This window comes from Lysinibacillus sp. BSL11 (assembly GCF_052928325.1).
On sequence record NZ_JAVGCX010000013.1, the window covers coordinates 87,848 to 107,869 of the forward strand.

Here is a 20,022-nt window from a genome sequence, read left to right on the forward strand (position 1 = left end):
CTTCCCCCTTACAATATCGTTTTAGCATCTGCTGGTAATGAACGTACATGCTTCAAATAGGCTGACATATGAGCATCATCCTCATGAGGGTACGCGAACTGAAAGTGATGGGCTACCTCCTTTGCGATACTTCGAAAGAGTGTGCATGCCGCAAACAGGGCATTCCACATGTTAGCATAGTCTGCGTCCGCATAGGTTTTTACATACAATGTCCAATAGTTATCTGGTACATAGTTTTTTAAATACTTTCCCATTTTGCCCGTAGATAATTGAAAATGATGATGCTGACCAATCCACCAATTGAGCATTTGATGTAAGCACTGCCTTGTCGTTTCCTCAAACATTTGCTTGGCATATGGGAGTTCGTCCCGCCAAATACCCTTGGCTACATTTTGTAAGCACCACCAAAAATCATTCGTACAGCTGGCAAATTGCCCCACAGTCGGCGGGCTAATATGATAGTCACAATCTGAAGATGGAGAGATAGGTGGCAAAAGCTGATCCTTATCGAGTAAAGGGACTGTCAGCTTGTCTTGTCCATATTCATCCAGCATAGCTTGTGTCGATAATAAGCGAAGGTCAATGCGATGCCCATCCTTTAATAACATTAAATATGTATAGCTATAAGAAAAGTCTTTGTCCAAGCCAAGCCCCTTATCCAGTCGATCAGGCTCCTGCACCATCAGCCGCTCACCAAATACGTGAATCCATTTGTCATCTTGTAAAAAAGAGGCTGTGTCTGTTACGACATACACAACATCAAAATCTTGAAACATATCCCTTGGACCATTCCGATTTGCTCTTGAGCCATTTAGGTAAACAGCTCGAATTCTAGTGTCCTGCTGTGCGATAGCCAGGATTAAATCATACATTTCTTGTTCTGTTCTCATAGGATTCACCCCACCTGAAAAGCTTTATACTCAGTATAATACACTTTCCTCTTTGAAGGAATTTATAGTAGCTTCTCCCAATGGTAGAAAATCTTTTTTCGCTAGTCTATGCACACATCCTCTTCATTATATAAATATTTTCTTTTTTCAGAATTTCTGTCCCTTTCTGCGCTTCAGTATGATAAAATGTGAACTACTATTCTGTTATACAACTACAAGGAGTGTACTAGTTTTGAAAATCGTACCATCTAAAAAAATGTCATTATTTAAACCAGCAATTTTCGGAGATTTGAAAAATTTTGCTCGAGAGCAGCAAGCAAAGGGTATGACCTTAATTGACTTAAGCTTAGGAAGCCCTGATCTTCCTCCACATGCAAAAATACGTGAGCATCTTTCCTATCGCGCAGGTTTAGCTGAATCTTACGGCTATACACTGACTGGCACACAGCGTTTTTATGACGCGGTGAGTCGCTACTATAAACGTCGTAGTAATGTTGATTTAGATCCCGCAACAGAAATTATTCAAACAATTGGGTCACAAGAAGGCTTAGTGCATTTACCAATCGCCTTTTGTGATCCAGGAGACATCGTCTTATCCACAAACCCAGCTTATGTAGCGTATGACGCAGGGATTCATTTAGCTGGCGCAACACCTTATTACATGCCTCAAACAGCCGACAACGATTATTTACCTGATTTAGACGCTGTACCAGAAGAAATTGCACAGAAAGCAAAGCTATTGATTTTAAACTTACCAGGAAATCCTGTACCAGCAATGCCGTCATTAGCGTACTTTGAAAAAGTCATTGCCTTTGCTAAAAAGTATAATATCATCGTCCTCCATGATGCAGCCTATTCAGAGTTCTATTTTACGGGAGATGGTCCTATTAGCTTCCTAGCTGCTCCTGGAGCAAAAGAAGTCGGTATGGAAATTAACTCCCTCTCTAAAAGCTTTAGCCTTGCTGGAACACGTATTGCCTATATCGCAGGAAATGCAGAAATGATCGCGGTTATTAAGCAATTAAAATCAAATTTAGATTTCGGTATTTTCGAGCCAATTCAGGATGCGGCTGTCGTAGCATTGGATAACGCTGAGGAAATTACGGAAAGCTTACGTGCCACTTTCTCAGAGCGCCATAAAACGCTGATGAATGGTTTAGAAGCTTTAGGCTGGGAAGCAGCACCCTCTGATGGGGGAATGTTCGTATGGGCTAAATATCCCTATGCTATCGATTGCACAGAATTAGCCTTTCAATTGATTGAACAAGTAGGCGTTGTCACAGTTCCAGGAACCGTATTTGGTACAGCTGGACAAGGCTATTTACGTTTAGCATTAGTCCAACCAAAGGAACTTCTGCAAGAAGCAGTGGATCGTTTAGCAAAAGTACAATTATTAGCAAAGCAATAATTAAAAAACCCTTCTAACGTTTTGTTGGAAGGGTTTTTCTATGAAGGTTAAATCCACACATCGTTTTCAGCGGTAAGCGCTGATTGCTCCTCACCTGTATTCACGACACCCATTGGCTCTACAAGCAGAATTTTACACTCCGAAGCTGCAAAGGGTTTATGTTCCACATTGCGAGGAACAACAAACATCTCTCCTGCACGCAAGCTTACCTGACCATCTCGAAATTCGATAATTAATTGCCCCTCAAGGACGATAAACACCTCATCCGTATCCTCATGCTTATGCCAAACAAAATCCCCCTGAACTTTGACGAGTTTGAATTGATAATTATTCATTTCAGCAATGACCTTTGGAGACCAATGCTCTTGAAATTTAGCCAGTTTCTCTTGAAAATTAATCGGTATGTATGCCATTTCCTTTTCCCCCTTGTTTTGACTCTACTATTAGAATAGCATAATGCTATTTTCCACAGCAAAAACCAGCTACTGCGTTTCTAGCAGTAGCTGGTCGTTTATTAGATATCATATTTTTGATGAACGTCATCTTCGTAGCGATTATAGCGCTGCTTAAAGAGCTTGAATAAATGCGTGACAAGTACCTTAAAGATCGCATAGCCTGGTATCCCTAAAATAACGCCTGGGACTCCAAATAACGAGCCTGCCGTTAATAGTACAAAGATAATCGTAATCGGGTGAATACTGAGTGATTTCCCCATAATTTGCGGAGAAATGAACTTTCCTTCGATTAACTGAACGATTGTCCATACAATCGCTAGCTTAATCAGCATCAATGGGGATGTAACAAGAGCGATAATGACTGCTGGTGTGATTGCAATAACGGGTCCTAAATAAGGCACCACACTTGTAATCATGGCAAGGAAGCCGAGCAATAAAGCATACTTCATGCCAATAATTAAGAAGCCAATCGTCACCATTGCCCCAATACACATGGATACTAAAATCTGTCCCTGTATGTACGAACTAATTTGCTTGTCCATGTCATGGAAAATGTCAGTTACCTCTTTACGCATACGTGGTGGGCACACTTTCAGCATAAATTTCGGTAATTTTTCGCCCTCTTTTAGTAAATAAAACAGAATGAATGGCACCGTTACAAGTGAAAGCAAAATACCTGTTAACGTTGATAGGAAGCCAGTAATACCAGATGCCACACCCTGTGCTACATTGGTCGCCATATCCTTCACTGTTTTTACCATATCCGTTGTGAAGTTATTCAAAACTTCATCAAAATTAAAACTAATTTTATCTAAGTACTCATTAAAACGTGAATGATTTAGGAATTCTACAATGTTTTGCGTAAATGCCATGAAGTACTCTGGGAATTCCTGTGCTAAATTAGTAAACTGATCGCGTAAAAACGGATAGACTAGCACCACAAGTAACGTAATGACACCAATGACCGCAATATAGAGGATTAAAATACCCCATATTCTTGGAATGCGCCATCGTACTAGAATCGCCAGCAATGGGCGTAATAAATAGTAACCAATGACGGCTAGTACCCCTGGTAAAATGACTACTTCAAATAAAACTTGTAGCGGGGTAAAGATAAAGGAAACTTGATTAAACATAAAAATAACACATGCCACCAGTAATAAAATTACCAGTGTAAATAATAGGTTTCTACCACCTAAAAAACGAATAAACTTGGTTGCTAACAGGCTTGAACGCTCTTTTGGTCTCTCTTTTTCCATATATCCACCCCAATCCAAATGCTCTACCTTTATATTACAGGATAATGCTGGTTTTTGCGAAACATCACTCTAGTGAAATACCTAAAAAATCACTTAAAAAGGCTTTGTTTTGCTCCACATCGATGACAATAGAATCGCCCGCATGGCTAAAGTTTTGGAATTGATAGCTCCCCTCGATAGGGATGGTTGCTTTCTCAATGTTTACCTTGCCCTTTGATAGCAATTTAAGCACTTGCTGCATTTCCTCAGTAGATGAATAATCTGTTGTGATATAGCCCTGTGCCGCCCCAACAAATTTTGGTAAATGCAACATATTCGTAGGTGTTAATAACTCTGTTTTTAATGCTTCAATCACTTTTTGCTGACGTGCAACACGCCCAAAATCTCCTTCTGCATCATGACGGAAACGCGCATAACCTAGTAGCTCCTGTCCATTTAAACGGTGAACACCTTGCTTTAATTCTACCCCAATATTTTCAGACATGTCCTTTTCAACATCCATTTCCACACCATTTGGGGCTAAAATATCCACTAAGGATTCAAAGTTTTTAAAATCAATCAGTGCATAATGATGAATTGGTAGGCCAAACATATTTGTCAATGTATCCTTTAATAGCTGAACACCATCTAGGTAGTAAGCTGTATTAAGCTTATAGGATTGATAGCCTGGAATATCCGCGTAAATATCACGCATAAAGGATACGAGTTTAATGTCGTTGTTTGCTTTATTCCAGGATAATACCATCATTGTATCGGTCCGTGATTTTTCCTCTCCACGTGTATCGACCCCTAAAATCAAATAGTTTTCGATATCCCCTTTGATGCTATCACCCGTAAATTCTTCCTGTGCAACTTTAGTATCGTTGGCTAACTCAAGTCCGCTGCGATATTGCATGACCGAATAGCCGACAATCACAATGATACACAATAGTAATAGTGTAAAAAATGCTCTCCCTTTACGTAATCGACGCTTTTTAGGACGTTGGGAGCGTCTTGTATAATCTTGCTCTTCCATAACAACTAACTCCTCTATTTTGATATAGTTAATGTAACGATTGATTAGCTAGAAAGTTTCATTATAAAAAGGAACTATTCCATGTTTTTCTATCTAAACGTTATTTTACACCCATTTGCACAGTTTGGCGTCAAACAATGCTATAATATTTTCACAAAAGAAAGGATGATTCAATTGATAGAAAAAGCGACATTTGCTGGCGGCTGTTTTTGGTGTATGGTCAAGCCATTCGTCGAGTGGGACGGTATACATAAAGTCACTTCAGGCTATATGGGTGGCCACTTAGAAAACCCAACCTATGAAGATGTCAAAAAAGGAACGTCAGGTCATTTAGAAGTAGTCGAAATTGAATTCGACCCTGCTATTTTTAGTTATGAGCAGCTCCTTGATATTTATTGGATGCAAATTGATCCGACAGATGCGTATGGACAGTTCCATGACCGTGGTGAATCCTATACTACCGCAATCTTTACCTATACAGATGAGCAAAAGCAAATCGCAGCGGCCTCGAAAGAAAAACTTGCCAATAGTGGACGCTTTGATAAACCTATTGTAACCAAAATTCGCGATGCTGAACGCTTTTACCCAGCAGAGGATTATCACCAGGATTATTATAAAAAAGAGACAGAACACTATCAGCAAGACCGGGCTGTTTCTGGGCGTGATACGTTCATTGCAAAGCATTGGGAAAAATAATAAAAAAGAGGTGTCCCACAAGCTGGAGACATCTCTCTTTTATACAATCGCAACAAATTTATTAAATAGAGGCTTCTAAAAACGATTGTAGTGCGTCAAAAAAGCGTTGACCATACTTCTCAAATTTTACTTCCCCTATACCACTCACCTGTCGTAAATCCTCCAATACAGTTGGTCTCTTATCACATAAATCACGTAACGTTTTATCGGAAAATACAACAAATGGTGGTACCTTTTCCTCATCGGCAATCTCTTTGCGTAATACCCGTAAGTGTTCAAATAATGGATCATTATCCACTAGCTTCTTCACTGTGACAGCTTCCTTGCGCATGACCTGTCGATTACCAAGTAGCACTTCCTTGCCTTCAGCTGATACATAAATTGTAGGGAATGTACCATGCTTCACGGCCAGCAAGCCCTCTGCAATTAAAAATTCGATAAAGTTAGAGACATCCTTTGAGGCATATTGTCCTTTTAAAATGCCATAGGTCGATAAACGGGCAAAGCCAAATTCAGCTATCTTTTGATTTTTAGAGCCAATTAACACCTGCGCCACCATGGTCTTACCGAATTTTTGTCCCATACGCACAACACAGGCCAGCACCTTTTGCGCATCCTCTGTCACATCCGTCACTGCTCGCCCGTCAATACAGTTACTACACCGCCCACACGGCTCCTCCTCTACTTCTCCAAAATACGCTAAAATCGCATTCTGTAAGCAGCCCTCAGTATGGCAATAATCGACCATTGTTTGAAGTTTAGCTAGCTCCTGTGTAATACGAGCCTCATCCTGTGACTGTTCGATAAGAAAACGCTGTGTTTGAACGTCCCCTGAAGCATACAATAAAATACAAGCACTTGGCAGACCATCTCGGCCAGCACGACCCGCTTCCTGGTAATAGCTCTCCATATTACGAGGCATTTGATAATGCAACACAAAGCGCACATTACTTTTATCAATACCCATACCAAAAGCATTCGTTGCCACCATGATACGTGCCTCATCTTTTAAAAACCGCTCCTGCTCAGCCATTCGCAAGTTTTCTGAAAGACCTGCATGATATTTTGCTACGTCTTCACCAGAGCGACTCAGCACATCATAAATGGCATCCACAGCTTTTCGAGTAGCTGCATAAATGATGCCCACTTCCTGTTTATTTTGTTGTACATAATTTTTTACATAACGTTCTTTATTTTCACCAATTAACACCGAAAGTGCCAAATTCTCACGTGAAAAGCCTGTCATGACCGTTGCCTGCTCATCAATCGCTAACAATTGACGAATATCATCACAAACTGTTGGAGTAGCAGTGGCTGTCAGCGCTAAAACAGTGGGTTTTTGTGGCCATAGTGTAAAAAGCTTGTGGATCGAACGATAGCTTGGTCTAAAATCATGCCCCCATTGCGATATACAATGAGCTTCGTCAATCGCAAGTAAAGGGACAGATAAATTCGACAATGCTTGAAGAAACGTCGTACTTTCCAGACGCTCAGGTGCAATATAGAGGAGCTTTAAATAACCCGCACTGGCAAGCTGCATGGTTTCATCCACTTCCTGTGCTGTCAGCGTACTATTGATATAGGCTGCTGGAATATTTGCTGTACGTAAAGCCTCCACCTGATCTTGCATCAGTGAAATCAGTGGCGAAATCACGATGGTTAACCCCTCAAGCATTAACGCTGGAATTTGATAGCAAATGGATTTCCCTCCACCTGTTGGCATGACACAAAGACTTGACTGCCCTCGTAATGTTTGTTCAATAATTTGGGCTTGACCTTGGCGAAAGGTATCATAGCCAAAATGATGCTGTAGCATTTGTCTAGCTTGCTCCATGCAAAATTCACTCCTTGTTTGTGAGACCAAGTAGCTTGTACTCGCCCTGTTCATTTTTTTCTAACTCATACAACATGTTGGAGTAGGCAAGTGCCTCCTGTCCAGCAGCATTCGTCAGGATATATTCCGTTTTAGCCTGGACGATAAGACGCTGTCCTTCTACGCGAATTGCCTGAATATCCGTGTCTGAGAAATGAATTTTGGCTTGCTTGGAAGCATAATAGGCAACCATACTAGCCAAGGTTTCTTGTATAGCCTCAGTTCCGACAATCGGTTTCATAACACTTGCATCCTGGGTTGTCACCGCCCCCTTTAAATGCTTGTGAAACGTATCTAAAAATAGCTTAATTTCATCGGTATTATACGCAAATATATTTTCTCCATATTGTTCGATGGCTTGCTGTACAGCTTCCTTATCCCCTTGTTCAATATAGGGGTATAAGTTTTTCGATTGGGAAAGTCGTACACTGGCTGTCATGCCCTCCTCAATCCATTCATCGATGGATGCTTGGAATTCCTTTATAGGCAATATGTATGGCTGTGACTGTCCTTGCTGTTGTCGATTAAAATATAATCCGACAATGGCTCCGTTTTCAGCCTCCATGACAGGGCTTCCTAGAGGGATCGATTGTTCCGCTTTTATATAATAGGCCGCTACTCTATCTTGGTATTTTTGAATCGTATAGGGTAAGCCATTCACATAAACAGCCAGCTGATTTAGCTCTCCTTCATATAAATTAGGCACTTGCACTTCCGCTTGATAGGTTACTCGTAACAGGGCCAAATTATAGGCTGTTGACATGACATGAATAGTTGCTGCTACCAGCTTGTCATGATCAAATTGAACAAGGGCAGTTGGTTTGGATGCCACTAGTGCACCATTCGTTAAAATATACAGTTGATCATCCTGTTGTCTGATAATAATGCCTGCTCCAACACCATGCTCTCCAATCACTTTGACCTCTGGGACAATTTTTTCCTGTTGCTTCGTCACAGCTCCCTCTGTTTCCACCTCTGCCTTTTTATTTTGAAACCATCCTGTCCCTATTTGACTGTCGCAGCCTGCGACAAGAAAAGCTGTCGCTCCTAAAATGAGCACTTTTTTATACATACCTTCACCAAAACTTTCTATTCTACATTCTCTCTTCTCTATCATAATCAAGGACTAGTAATGTTTCAAGTTTACATAATATTATTATTAATTGAATAATATTAGAAAAATGCAGCAACTACCTTAAAGTCATTTCTTTCTACCCATTAATATTGATGGAAGCCAAAATTTGCTGTGAGGATGGAAGGATATCATACCCTCAAAATAATTTTCACATAAAAAGACATGTGCAACCTGACACATGTCTCTGACAATCATTTTTTCCTTAATAGTCCTGTCGTTACTAGAATGCCGAGCATTAATAATACAAAGATCAGATACGTCCATGTATGGTTGCCTGTTAGGTCATAGCAAACGCCTATTAGAATGGGGATAATGGCACTTACCATAAAGCCACCTGCCAGCACCATAGATGACCAACTAGTGGCCTCCTGATCATTTTTGGCTTCATCAAGAGGCAACAATAGTCCGATTGGAAATAGCCCACTTAGCACAATACCAATTAATAAAACAGCCAGCCATAGGTAAATACCCGCTGTCAGCCAGAGTAGCATAAAACTAATCACGCCAACAAAGCTAAACACTAGTAGCCAGGCCATTCGACTTGGCCATTTTTCCATGAGAATTGGGACCGCCATATTACCTATCATTTGTACAATAGACATAATTGTTAGCATGGCACTGGATGCCTCTAATGACAGGCCTTTATCCTGCAATAGCGGCGTAAGCCATGACATAATTGAGAAAAAGAGTGATGTTTGTAAACCAAAGTACAGTAAAATTACCCAAGCACGTCTAGATGTCCACGGATTACGGACTTCTTCTGACGTAGTTACTTGTTGGAGTTGCTCGTTGTGTTCGGATGGAATTGCCGCTAGCCAGATAACGAGAGCAACTATAGCAAGGATTGACCACATGCCAAGGGCGATTGTCCAACTATTACTGAAACCCTGATAAAAAGTCACGGTTAAGGCTGCACTTAAGGTAGCCCCTACGCCAATACCGAATGAATAGATACCGACTACTGTCGTAAAGCGTTCTGGAAACTTTTTCTTAATATAAGCATTTAGAATAGGACCAATCATTGCAATCGCTAAGCCTGCCGCAAAGCTTGTCACGATGAGCAAGAGATAACTTGCTTGGAAAAAGCGTAGCCCATTCGCGACGACAAGGATCGCCATTAAAAGGGTGATAGCTGATTTCATGCCCATTTTTCGCTGAAGCGGGACAGCCAAAGGTGCAAATAATCCCATACAAAAAACGGGGATAGCAGTGAGAAAGCTCATGCTTGTATTCGAGACTTGTAAGGATGTCATGAGGATATTAAAAAGCGGTCCTATTCCCGTGACAGCTGGTCTCATATTAAGAGCTACAAAAAATATACTAATGACCACGAAGGTGAGTGATACGGTCCAATGTTTTTTAGCCATTTGTTTGATCCTCTCTATTAATACGCTGCCTTTATTTATGAAAAGCTTGCATGGATTCCTCTATCCTTTTATCATGTTTTCGATGGATGGTCAATGATTGGACAGTTTATCTTTAAATGGCTAATGCTTCTTACATATTTTCAGGTGATTCAATACCTAATAAGGCTAATGACTCTTTTAAAACAATCGCAACACTCTGACATAGAGCAAGACGGGATGCTTGCTGTACGTCCTCTGCTAATATTTTGTACTGTGCATAATATTTATTAAATAAACGTGCCAGTTGTAAGGCATACTTCGCTATTTGGGACGGATCAGCCTGCTCAAAAGCCATAGCTACCGTTTTAGGAAACTGTTCTAATAATAGGATCATCGGCCAAGCTTGCTCTCCTAAAGATTTGAATAATATATCTTGAGTCGGAGCTTTCGCTTTATCTAAAATAGAGCAAATACGTGCATATGTATATTGTACGTATGGCCCTGTTTCGCCTTCAAAATTCATCATTTGCTCGATTGAAAATTCAATATCGTTTAGACGATGGGCTTTTAAATCATTAAAAATTACCGCTCCAACCCCCACTTGCTTTGCGACTTGCTCTTTATTAGGCAGAGAAGGATTTTTCTGCTCCATATTACGCTGTGCTGTCGTTATAGCTTCTGCTAGTACATCAGCTAATAGCACCACTTTGCCTTTACGCGTCGACATTTTTTTACCATCCTTCAGCATCATGCCAAATGACACATGTTGCAAATTCTTTGCCCAAGGATAGCCCATTTTTTCGATGACCTGAAAAAGTTGTTTAAAGTGGAGGGACTGCTCATTGCCAACAACGTAGAACATCTTTTGGGGCTGGTAGTGCTGTTTGCGATACAGGGCAGCTGCTAAATCACGCGTCGCATAAAGCGTGGCCCCATCCGTTTTCTTTATTAAACATGGAGGCATCTCCTCCATCTCCACCACATACGCACCTTCTGATTCCACGAGGAGCCCTTTTTCTTTTAATTCTGTAACAACGGATGGCATTTTGTCATTGTAAAAGGCTTCACCTGTAAAGGCATCAAAATGAATTCCTAATAGCTCATATATTGTTTGAAATTCTACGAATGACACATCTCGGAACCATTGCCATAATGCCTGTGCCTCTTCATTACCGTCCTCCAATGCTTTAAAGGCGGCACGAGCCTGTTCATTGAGCGTTGGGTCTTGCTCTGCCTCTTCATGAAACTTCACATAAATCTTTAATAACTCCTCTATCGGTGACGCTGAAATGGCCTGTTTATCACCCCAAAGCTGATAAGCAACAATAAGCTTGCCAAACTGTGTACCCCAGTCCCCTAAATGATTAATACGAATGGCTTGATAGCCATTTTTTTCTGCAATATTTGCTAAGGCATTGCCAATGACCGTTGAACGTAAATGTCCCATTGAGAAAGGCTTGGCGATATTAGGAGAGGAAAAATCCAAGACGACCGCTCCCATCTTTGTTGGAGTAGTACCATATTGTTGCTTGTCGCGCAGAATCTTGCTTAACACCTGTTGGGTCACCTTTTGTTGATCGAGAAAAATATTGACATAGCCACCAACAGCTTGCACACGCTCAATGCTGTCATGATTTATTTGACTTGCAATATGTGCTGCAATACTTTGCGGTGATTTTTTCCACACTTTTGCTAGAGTAAAGCATGGAAAGGCTACGTCCCCAAGCTCCAAACTTTTGGGTTTTTCTAATAATAACACTATTTCCTCTCCTATTATTTGTTGCTTTAATGCGACTGCTATACTGTTGGCGATTAGTTGATTCATTTTACTCCTCCTCCTGTTCAAATAAAAAAGCCCTCGCCTCTATAATTAGAGACGAGAGCATGATAATCCCGTGGTACCACTCTAGTTGTCATGTAACATGACCACTTTCCGTTGTTAACGAGGTGACGCCCCGCTATTCTCTACTACTTGTTCGAGAACCTTCTCCAAAGTGCGCTTCATTCATGGTTCCTGCATTAGGCTCCCACCATCCCTAACTCGCTTGCCAGTCATTCCATCAATTACTCTCTTTTTCATCGAATTTTTCTATGATTTTGACATATATTACAGGATTTCCTTATTGGCGTCAACCATTTTTTACGTTGCCGTTTCAGCAAAAAACGCTCCTCACGAGGAGGAACGCTTTTTTTCTACATACTGAATCACATCAGCCATAATGGCATACATCTCTTTTAATTTTAATTCCTTATTGTCAGAGACTTTCTTCGCTACTTTCTCCGTGATAATTCCTTTTTCTACTAATCTATCCCAGCTGGTCGCATTGGATTCACCGATAAGGACGTCGGCCAAATATTGAGCCAGCTCATCTCGCTCAATAGCTTCATCACCTTGATTATAAACCTTATTGATGACAATTTCGAGTTGGTCCTTCATTCCTGATCCACTTTCTCCACCAGCACGTAACATACTCTCTTTTAACATTTTAGCAAACTTTATTTTCGTCGCCTTACTGTTTACTTTTAAGTCATTATCATAGCCGCCCACTACAAGGCCGTAATTAATGAGCGTTTGAATGGCTTCATCATACCATTCTCCTTGATATGGATACTCAATTGAAAATGAATCAACATAGGCACCTTGTTTAGCCAATTGCTTTCGTAATGTAGCGATTAATGGTTTATCCTTACTCATGTCTCTAAAGGTTACATCGTGCTTCTGTGCAAGAGCAGCCGCAGTCCCAGCCGCTTCACCTGTTACCATCCCTGTTGGAACAATACGTGCACTACCAGCTGCAAGTGATGAATAACCAGCAGAGCGTCCGACAACCAGTAAGCCATCAATATCCTTCGGTACTAACGAACGGAAAGGAATAGCATATTGCTTTGGTGCAGCGATCACATAGCCGTAATCATGAGGCGTTTGCGCTTGCACATCGACTGGATAAGAGGCAATGCCAATGCTATCCCACTGATCACTATTTTTCCACAGGTCTGCCATTGGTAATTGATACTCTGCCCAAATGTGTCTCGTTTCTCGGACGTAGAGTTCTTCTGGATAGCTGACAATTTCAGCCTTTTCAAACCCTGGGAAGTTTGTTTGTAAATATTTTAGAATGTGTAACGTTTCTTTCTTCCCAGCGACAATCGCCGCTTGTTTTGAGGATTCATTCAAGCCATCAATACCAAAAATCTGTAAGGCATTGATGAAATATTCATCATCTACACGAGCTAAGTTTAAGCCTCGTAATCTTGTGCCCTCTTGTAATGGCTTGTATTCATCATGCAGCTTTGTAAAGCCCCACATCACCGTATGATTTAAATTAGCACCGCCAAATACACCAGAATTAGCCGCTTTTTTGACTTCATCCCAATGGACATTTTTTAAATGTAGCATTAACGTCACGGCCATACGCTTATCCTTTATGCCAATATCTTCTCCACCCACAAAGAAAGGAACGCCCGACAAGGCAGCAAAATCAGCATCCTGTGTAGCATCTATAAATGATTTCCCCGTCACAACATATGTACCGTACTCATTTTTTAATTCCACAGACGTTAATTGTTGTTGTTTGACATTCGCTTTCACAACCTCGGTTTGCACGGATAAAGTTAAGTTGGGCTCTTCATCGATCAGCTTTTTAAAGGCTGCCTTAGCACCTACAATGCCAAAAGCGTCATTCCCTCTAACAAGCTCATGCCATTCCTTAAATATTCCCTCACTAATCGATTTGTTATGGCCATTACGAGGAATGTCGAGGAAATTCAGCATACCATATGTAAATAATCCACCTAACTCTTGTCGTTTTTCGACCAGCAATGTTTTCGCACCATTTCGAGCAGCAGCCACAGCCGCAGCCACACCCTCTGGTTCACCACCGATGACAATAACATCATATTCTTCCTCTATATGTTCAATTGGTTCTGGCTTTTTATACTCATCTACTAATTTATTGTATGCCATAGAGTTTGTTATTTCTTTAATAAAATAGTAGCTACCAAACCCAAGTAAAACTACTATTACACAAGTGGCTGTCCATAATAAGCCCTTACCCATAATATACCTCCAATTGTTAAAATTTCCATCGATGTGTTTATTTAATCATCATTCCCGCCACAAGGGCTGAATGTCCTAGTTGAACGCAGGCATATCATTACCAACAACGAATAATTCATTGGCTTACAGCATTTTTTATGAAATTATCATCAAGATAAATGAATGAAATCATTTATGAGGATTGTGATGTTTTTAGTCTAACTTTAGCAACATCTATCTAGTATAAATGAAAGAGCCACAAATAGCTGGCATTCAAAACGGGGATGGGCTTGTGGGCACCAGTGATGATTTACTTGATATATAAACAGTCAGAATCATTTTAGACGAAACCTTTGTGAATAAGCAACTAAAATCCCCGTGGTAAATGATGTCATTTTTCTATTCTTTTTCAAAAATAGTTAATCACACTACAATATAGACGTCTCACTCTCAAAGAAAGTTACACCAAATTTAACTTTTTTATTGTATCTTTATTCAGTTTATGTTTAACAAAAAATGTGAAAAGAACGCCAAACCTTGATTTAATAATGTTTATAGACTATGGAACATATTTCATGCTATACTAGAGCCATTGTGAAAAAAAGGAGGAACTTGCATGATTCAAGTTAGTAATGTAGGTCTTCGCTATGGCGATCGTAAACTATTTGAAGACGTAAATATAAAATTCACACCAGGCAATTGCTACGGTTTAATTGGGGCAAATGGTGCTGGTAAATCAACATTTTTAAAAATTCTTTCTGGTGAAATTGAAGCGCAGGAAGGAAATGTATCGATGGGTAAGGACGAACGTTTATCTGTCCTGAAACAGAACCACTTCGAATACGATGAGCATACAGTGCTCGACACAGTTATTATGGGGAATAAACGCCTATATGACGTGAAAACAGAAAAAGACGCTATCTATGCAAAGGAAGATTTCTCCGATGAGGATGGCATGCGTGCTGCAGAGTTAGAGGGTGAATTTGCAGAGCTAAACGGTTGGGAAGCTGATTCAGAAGCGGCTACACTACTAAACGGTTTAGGTATCTCCGATGATCTTCATTACATGCTAATGGGCGATCTTGAAGGTTCTGACAAAGTGAAAGTATTACTGGCACAGGCACTGTTTGGTCAGCCTGATGTACTATTACTCGATGAGCCTACCAACCACCTTGACTTAAAGGCAATTCAGTGGCTGGAAGAGTTCCTGATTAACTTTGAAAATACAGTTATTGTTGTATCCCATGACCGTCACTTCTTAAATAAAGTATGTACACATATTGCGGATTTGGACTTCTCTAAAATCCAATTATATGTAGGGAACTATGATTTCTGGTATGAATCTTCTCAATTGGCGCAAAAAATGGCACAAGACCAAAATTCGAAAAAAGAAGAGAAAATTAAAGAATTACAAGCGTTTATCGCACGTTTCTCTGCCAATGCTTCTAAATCGAAGCAAGCAACATCTCGTAAAAAAATGCTGGATAAAATTGAGCTGGATGATATTAAGCCATCCAGCCGTAAATATCCATTCATCAACTTCCAAATCGGCCGTGAAATTGGTAACGATGTCCTAACAGTAGACGGTCTAACGGCAAGTCATGAAGGCGAAACACTATTCAAGGACATGCGCTTCTCGATGAACAAAGAAGATAAAATTGTTTTACTTGGTAGCCCAATGGCGAAAACAGCACTTCTTGATATTTTAATGGAAGAAAAAGAAGCGGATGCTGGCACATTCAAATGGGGTGTAACGACATCTCAAAGCTACTTCGAAAACGATCATGACAAGTACTTCGAAGGTTCTGAAAAAACATTAGTAGAATGGTTACGTCAATATTCGCCAGACGATGAAACAGAAAGCTTCCTACGTGGTTTCCTAGGACGTATGCTATTCTCTGGTGAAGAAGTGAAGAAATCTCCTGCTGTTCTTTCTGGAGGCGAAAAAGTACGTTGTATGCTATCGAAAATGATGCTTGCGACAGCAAATGTTATTTTATTAGATGAACCAACGAACCACCTTGACCTTGAATCTATTCAAGCATTGAACGAAGGCTTAATTCGTTTTAAAGGCGCAATGATTTTCACATCACATGACCATCAGTTCATCCAAACAATTGCTAACCGTGTCATCGAAATCCGTGAAGACGGCTCTATTTTAGATAAGCAGTTAACATATGATGAATTCCTAGAGTGGAAAGATAGCCAAGGCTTAAGCTAGGCTTTACAAAAAACCTCTACCCAAAGTAGGTAGAGGTTTTTTTGTCTTTGTTTTTAAAGGATTAAAAGGATTTTTATTGAATTATTTAGTATAGCATTAATGAGGGGGTAAGCTTCGTGAAGAAAATTGCAATTATATCAGATATTCATGGGAATAAAACGGCATTAGAGGCCGTATTAAAAGACATTCGCTTAAGAAAGATTGACAGAATTTTTTGTTTAGGTGATTTAATCGGCAAGGGCCCTCAAGGATCTGCCTGTATTGAACTTATCCAACAAAATTGTGAACAAGTCGTACGAGGCAATTGGGACGTATTTATTCAATCCCCTACTGACAATGATTTTCTCCAATGGTTTAAAGATCGATTAACAGCAAAAGACTATCAATATCTCGGGTCATTACCCTTCCATATTGATCTTGAATTAAATGAACAGCTCATTAGATTTTTCCATGCGTCTCCAAGGAGCGAGTTTGAACGTATCTTACCGAGTCATCCGCTTGAAAAGCGTTTATCTATGTTTGAGAATAATGCAGTAACCAACTCAATCCATTACAAGAAACAACCTGATATTGTGTTCTATGGCGATATCCATACAACTTTTTTACATACATATAAACAAGGAATTCTTTGTAATGTAGGAAGTGTTGGTAATTCACTTGACCTAACTTCTGCTTCCTATGCCATTCTAGATGGAACACAGTCAAACAATGCCATCCAATTTATTAGAGTAGCATATGACCGAGAGGCTGAGCTAATGATCGCAAAAGAGCTGGGTATGCCTCAATTAGATCAGTATTATAATGAAATTATGTTTGCCAACTATCGAAATGCTTAGTACCTTCACAATCAAAAAAGGAATCCATTTTAATGCCAGCATGGATTCTTTTTTATATTTAACGCTGGAAATACCATTGCCATGCATTCTCGTAGAGGATTTTATCAGCCGCCTGTTGATCAAATAGCTGTTGAATCAATTCGACATCCCCATAATTAAAAGGTCGTCTGGCTCTTGTAGATGGCAAATCTGTTCCGAACATCAGCGCAGCTGGATTCACATTATAAATCGCTTGTAAAGCATGTTTCACATCCAGCTCCACACGACCAAAGCCGGTCGCCTTGACACGTACTCCCTTATCAACAAGCTTTAATAAATGTGGCAGCCCCTCTTCCGTCAACCCTAAATGATCGATGGAGATGGCTGGTAATGCTTCAATTGTCGAGGCTATCTCTGGTAATTCCTTCGCATCGATATATAATTCACTATGCCAGCCGACCAATTCATAAACCCGTCGCGCAAAGGTATCTAGCTGCGATAAATCCTCTGAGCCACCTCGTTTTACATTAAAGCGTAATGCCCGTACCCCATTGTTATGTAAATTTACAATTTCATCATCCGTCACCGTATTAGGTAATTGTGTTACCCCACAAAATGTGGGACCCAGTTGTTTTAATGCTTTTAAAAGATAGGCTTGGTCAAATCCTTGAAAAGATCCTGATACAATGGCTCCTCCCGCTATCTGGACACTCACTGTATCCTTTTGATAATCCTCTACTACATAGCTTGGTGGTGTATAACCTTGGTTTTCGATAATCGGAAAATTAAAGTCAATGATATGTAAGTGTGCATCAAAGATTCGCATCATTTATCCCCCTTTCCTTTGAATTTACCATACTCTAACTATAAGTTATAATACGAATTTCTAGCCATTTATCATAAGGAAAACTTATTGACTTGTCTCTTCTCTTTCCAAGTGAATAAAACAAACGTAAAAAATGGTATGAACAATCAAATTCATACCATTCTTTTTAGCAAATAGCTAATGCCTTAATCCTCAAATTTTTTAAATGCTAGCACAGCATTATGGCCGCCAAAGCCAAACCCATTGGAAAGCGCAAAGTTAACGTCTTGATGAAGCGCCTCATTAGGAACATAGTTTAAATCACATTCGGGATCTGGTGTATCATAATTGATGGTTGGTGGAATAATGCCATCCATTATACTTTTCAATGTAATAATGGCTTCTATTCCACCGGCCGCGCCAAAGAGATGTCCTGTCATCGATTTTGTGGAGCTAACCTTTAGTTGATAGGCATGGTCACCAAAAACGTGTTTAATAGCTTTTGTTTCAGATTTATCTCCCTCTGGAGTACTTGTGCCGTGTGCGTTGATATAATCGATGGCTGACCCATCGATATCACCCATTTTTAATGCTAGCTTCATGGCATTGGCAGCACCCGTAAAATCAGGAGCTGTAATATGATAAGCATCAGTTGTCACACCGTAACCAACAATCTCACCGAGAATCGTAGCACCCCTTTGTTTCGCGTGTTCATACTCCTCTAGGAATACGATGCCAGCTCCTTCAGACATGACAAAGCCATCTCGCTCGCTATCGAATGGTCGACTGGCCTTTGTTGGTTCTTCATTCCTCGTGGACATGGCTTTCATGCGGGAGAATCCTGCAAAGCTAAGTGGATTGATCGGTGCCTCCGCTCCACCTGCTAAAATGCCATCCGCATAGCCATGTCGAATCGCTAAGAAAGCTTCTCCAATCGCCTGGTTTCCTGTCGCACAGGCCGAAACAGGGGAAAAGCTTGGCCCTTTAAAGCCCGTTTTAATGGCTAGTATTCCTGCAGCCATATTGCTTATCATCATCGGCACCATAAATGGTGACACCTTTCTAGGCCCTTGATTGAGCATCGCTTGATGATTTTCTAAAATCGTTTCAATGCCCCCAATGCCAGAGCCAATGTAAACGCCTAAACGCTCCTTATCTACCTGGCCCATACTTAAATTAGCTTGCGTCAGAGCTTGTTGGGCAGCGGCAACAGCATATTGCACAAATAAATCATATTTACTGATTTCTTTTTTATCCATATACAGCGTTGCATCGAAATCCGTACTCGTCCCAGCAATTTGCGTATTAATGCCGCTGAATGCCTCCCCTTGAATTTTTTGAATCCCTGATTTTCCTGCTTTAATATTCTCCCATAAGGCTGATACCGAATTACCTAACGGGGAAACAACACCATATCCAGTCACAACGACTCTTCGTACCATGCACATCGCTCCTTCTTGTTTCATGTCTTACTTTAACAGTTCCTTTAATTGCTCCAGCATCTTTAGAAAGAACGCTTCTCCTAAAACACGTTTATATTGTAAGGCCCCTTTCGTACTTGAAATAAGTAATACAGCTAGAGCCTCCAAATCATGAGTAGCTTGGAGTGCGCCCTGTTGTTTAGCTTCTTTCAATAGCTCAACAAAGACATCGATTTCCATTTGACTAAGCTGCTGAAGCTTTTCTTGCATTGGTTGCGGTAATTCTTGATAATCTGCCTGTAAAGCTGAGATAGGGCAAATGCCGTCTTGCTCTAGAAATTCTATTCGCTGCATAATAAAGGCAAATGGCTTTTCCTCAGCTGGCAAAGTGGACTCCTTCATCAATGTAAAAGTTCTCTCTAACCCTTGTTGAATCCTTTCACATACAGCAATCCCTAAGTCTCCCTTCTTCTCGAAATGATAGTGAATACTGGCCTTCGTGACGCCAAGCTCCTTTGCTAAATGCTCATAACTAAATGATGTGAATCCTTTTTCCTGAATATTCTTCAATGTTAATTCTATAATTTGCATTTTTCTATTTGTCATGGCTTTATACTAACTTACTAGTAGGTAAGTGTCAATCTAAA

16 protein-coding genes and 1 other annotated feature are annotated in these 20,022 nt (G+C 40.3%); of the genes, 4 read left to right on the forward strand and 12 right to left on the reverse strand.

Going from position 1 to position 20,022, the window contains the following annotated elements:
- Positions 1–8: 8 nt before the first annotated feature.
- Entirely contained in the window at positions 9–890 is an 882-nt protein-coding gene (locus tag RCJ95_RS16195) for an aminoglycoside 6-adenylyltransferase (RefSeq protein WP_446722483.1), read from the reverse strand.
- Positions 891–1,122: 232 nt separating this feature from the next.
- On the opposite strand from RCJ95_RS16195, the gene RCJ95_RS16200 reads away from it, so the two are divergent.
- Entirely contained in the window at positions 1,123–2,298 is a 1,176-nt protein-coding gene (locus tag RCJ95_RS16200; protein ID WP_312130593.1) for an aminotransferase class I/II-fold pyridoxal phosphate-dependent enzyme, read from the forward strand.
- A gap of 47 nt (positions 2,299–2,345) precedes the next feature.
- On the opposite strand, the gene RCJ95_RS16205 is transcribed toward RCJ95_RS16200, so the two are convergent.
- From RCJ95_RS16205 to RCJ95_RS16215, 3 genes are all read right to left on the reverse strand, one after another.
- On the reverse strand, positions 2,346–2,711 hold the full coding sequence (locus tag RCJ95_RS16205) for a cupin domain-containing protein (protein ID WP_320939878.1): 366 nt from the start codon (positions 2,709–2,711) through the stop codon (positions 2,346–2,348).
- 101 nt (positions 2,712–2,812) lie between these two features.
- Positions 2,813–4,012, reverse strand: a complete 1,200-nt coding sequence (locus tag RCJ95_RS16210; RefSeq protein ID WP_004230045.1) for an AI-2E family transporter — start codon at positions 4,010–4,012, stop codon at positions 2,813–2,815.
- A gap of 64 nt (positions 4,013–4,076) precedes the next feature.
- Positions 4,077–5,027 (reverse strand): LCP family protein, encoded by a 951-nt coding sequence (locus RCJ95_RS16215; protein WP_221682112.1) that lies wholly within the window; start codon positions 5,025–5,027, stop codon positions 4,077–4,079.
- A gap of 165 nt (positions 5,028–5,192) precedes the next feature.
- On the opposite strand from RCJ95_RS16215, the gene msrA reads away from it, so the two are divergent.
- Positions 5,193–5,723, forward strand: a complete 531-nt coding sequence (msrA, locus tag RCJ95_RS16220; protein WP_257522519.1) for a peptide-methionine (S)-S-oxide reductase MsrA — start codon at positions 5,193–5,195, stop codon at positions 5,721–5,723.
- Positions 5,724–5,784: 61 nt separating this feature from the next.
- Here the strand turns inward: msrA and recQ are convergent, their stop codons facing one another.
- The 5 genes from recQ to RCJ95_RS16245 all read right to left on the reverse strand — a co-directional run bounded on the left by recQ (position 5,785) and on the right by RCJ95_RS16245 (position 14,134).
- Positions 5,785–7,557, reverse strand: a complete 1,773-nt coding sequence (gene recQ, locus RCJ95_RS16225; protein WP_221682114.1) for a DNA helicase RecQ — start codon at positions 7,555–7,557, stop codon at positions 5,785–5,787.
- A 7-nt stretch (positions 7,558–7,564) separates the two neighbouring features.
- Positions 7,565–8,668 (reverse strand): TcaA NTF2-like domain-containing protein, encoded by a 1,104-nt coding sequence (locus RCJ95_RS16230; protein ID WP_257522139.1) that lies wholly within the window; start codon positions 8,666–8,668, stop codon positions 7,565–7,567.
- A 254-nt stretch (positions 8,669–8,922) separates the two neighbouring features.
- Positions 8,923–10,098, reverse strand: coding sequence for an MFS transporter (locus tag RCJ95_RS16235; RefSeq protein WP_446722484.1), 1,176 nt, complete (start codon positions 10,096–10,098; stop codon positions 8,923–8,925).
- Between the two features lie 130 nt (positions 10,099–10,228).
- The gene (argS, locus tag RCJ95_RS16240; protein WP_446722485.1) at positions 10,229–11,902 is read right to left on the reverse strand and encodes an arginine--tRNA ligase; all 1,674 of its coding nucleotides are present in this window, start codon (positions 11,900–11,902) and stop codon (positions 10,229–10,231) included.
- A 44-nt stretch (positions 11,903–11,946) separates the two neighbouring features.
- Positions 11,947–12,166: a binding site (T-box leader), on the reverse strand.
- 81 nt (positions 12,167–12,247) lie between these two features.
- Complete coding sequence (locus tag RCJ95_RS16245) at positions 12,248–14,134, reverse strand: FAD-dependent oxidoreductase (RefSeq protein ID WP_317633674.1); 1,887 nt, start codon at positions 14,132–14,134, stop codon at positions 12,248–12,250.
- Positions 14,135–14,729: 595 nt separating this feature from the next.
- On the opposite strand from RCJ95_RS16245, the gene RCJ95_RS16250 reads away from it, so the two are divergent.
- Complete coding sequence (locus RCJ95_RS16250) at positions 14,730–16,334, forward strand: ABC-F family ATP-binding cassette domain-containing protein (protein ID WP_221682137.1); 1,605 nt, start codon at positions 14,730–14,732, stop codon at positions 16,332–16,334.
- 116 nt (positions 16,335–16,450) lie between these two features.
- Complete coding sequence (locus tag RCJ95_RS16255) at positions 16,451–17,170, forward strand: metallophosphoesterase family protein (RefSeq protein WP_257522136.1); 720 nt, start codon at positions 16,451–16,453, stop codon at positions 17,168–17,170.
- A gap of 58 nt (positions 17,171–17,228) precedes the next feature.
- Here the strand turns inward: RCJ95_RS16255 and RCJ95_RS16260 are convergent, their stop codons facing one another.
- The 3 genes from RCJ95_RS16260 to RCJ95_RS16270 form a co-directional block, all read right to left on the reverse strand.
- Positions 17,229–17,975 (reverse strand): amidohydrolase family protein, encoded by a 747-nt coding sequence (locus RCJ95_RS16260; protein ID WP_446722486.1) that lies wholly within the window; start codon positions 17,973–17,975, stop codon positions 17,229–17,231.
- A gap of 185 nt (positions 17,976–18,160) precedes the next feature.
- On the reverse strand, positions 18,161–19,396 hold the full coding sequence (gene fabF, locus RCJ95_RS16265; protein ID WP_263082489.1) for a beta-ketoacyl-ACP synthase II: 1,236 nt from the start codon (positions 19,394–19,396) through the stop codon (positions 18,161–18,163).
- A 27-nt stretch (positions 19,397–19,423) separates the two neighbouring features.
- Complete coding sequence (locus tag RCJ95_RS16270) at positions 19,424–19,981, reverse strand: TetR/AcrR family transcriptional regulator (RefSeq protein WP_257522135.1); 558 nt, start codon at positions 19,979–19,981, stop codon at positions 19,424–19,426.
- Between the last annotated feature and the right edge of the window lie 41 nt (positions 19,982–20,022).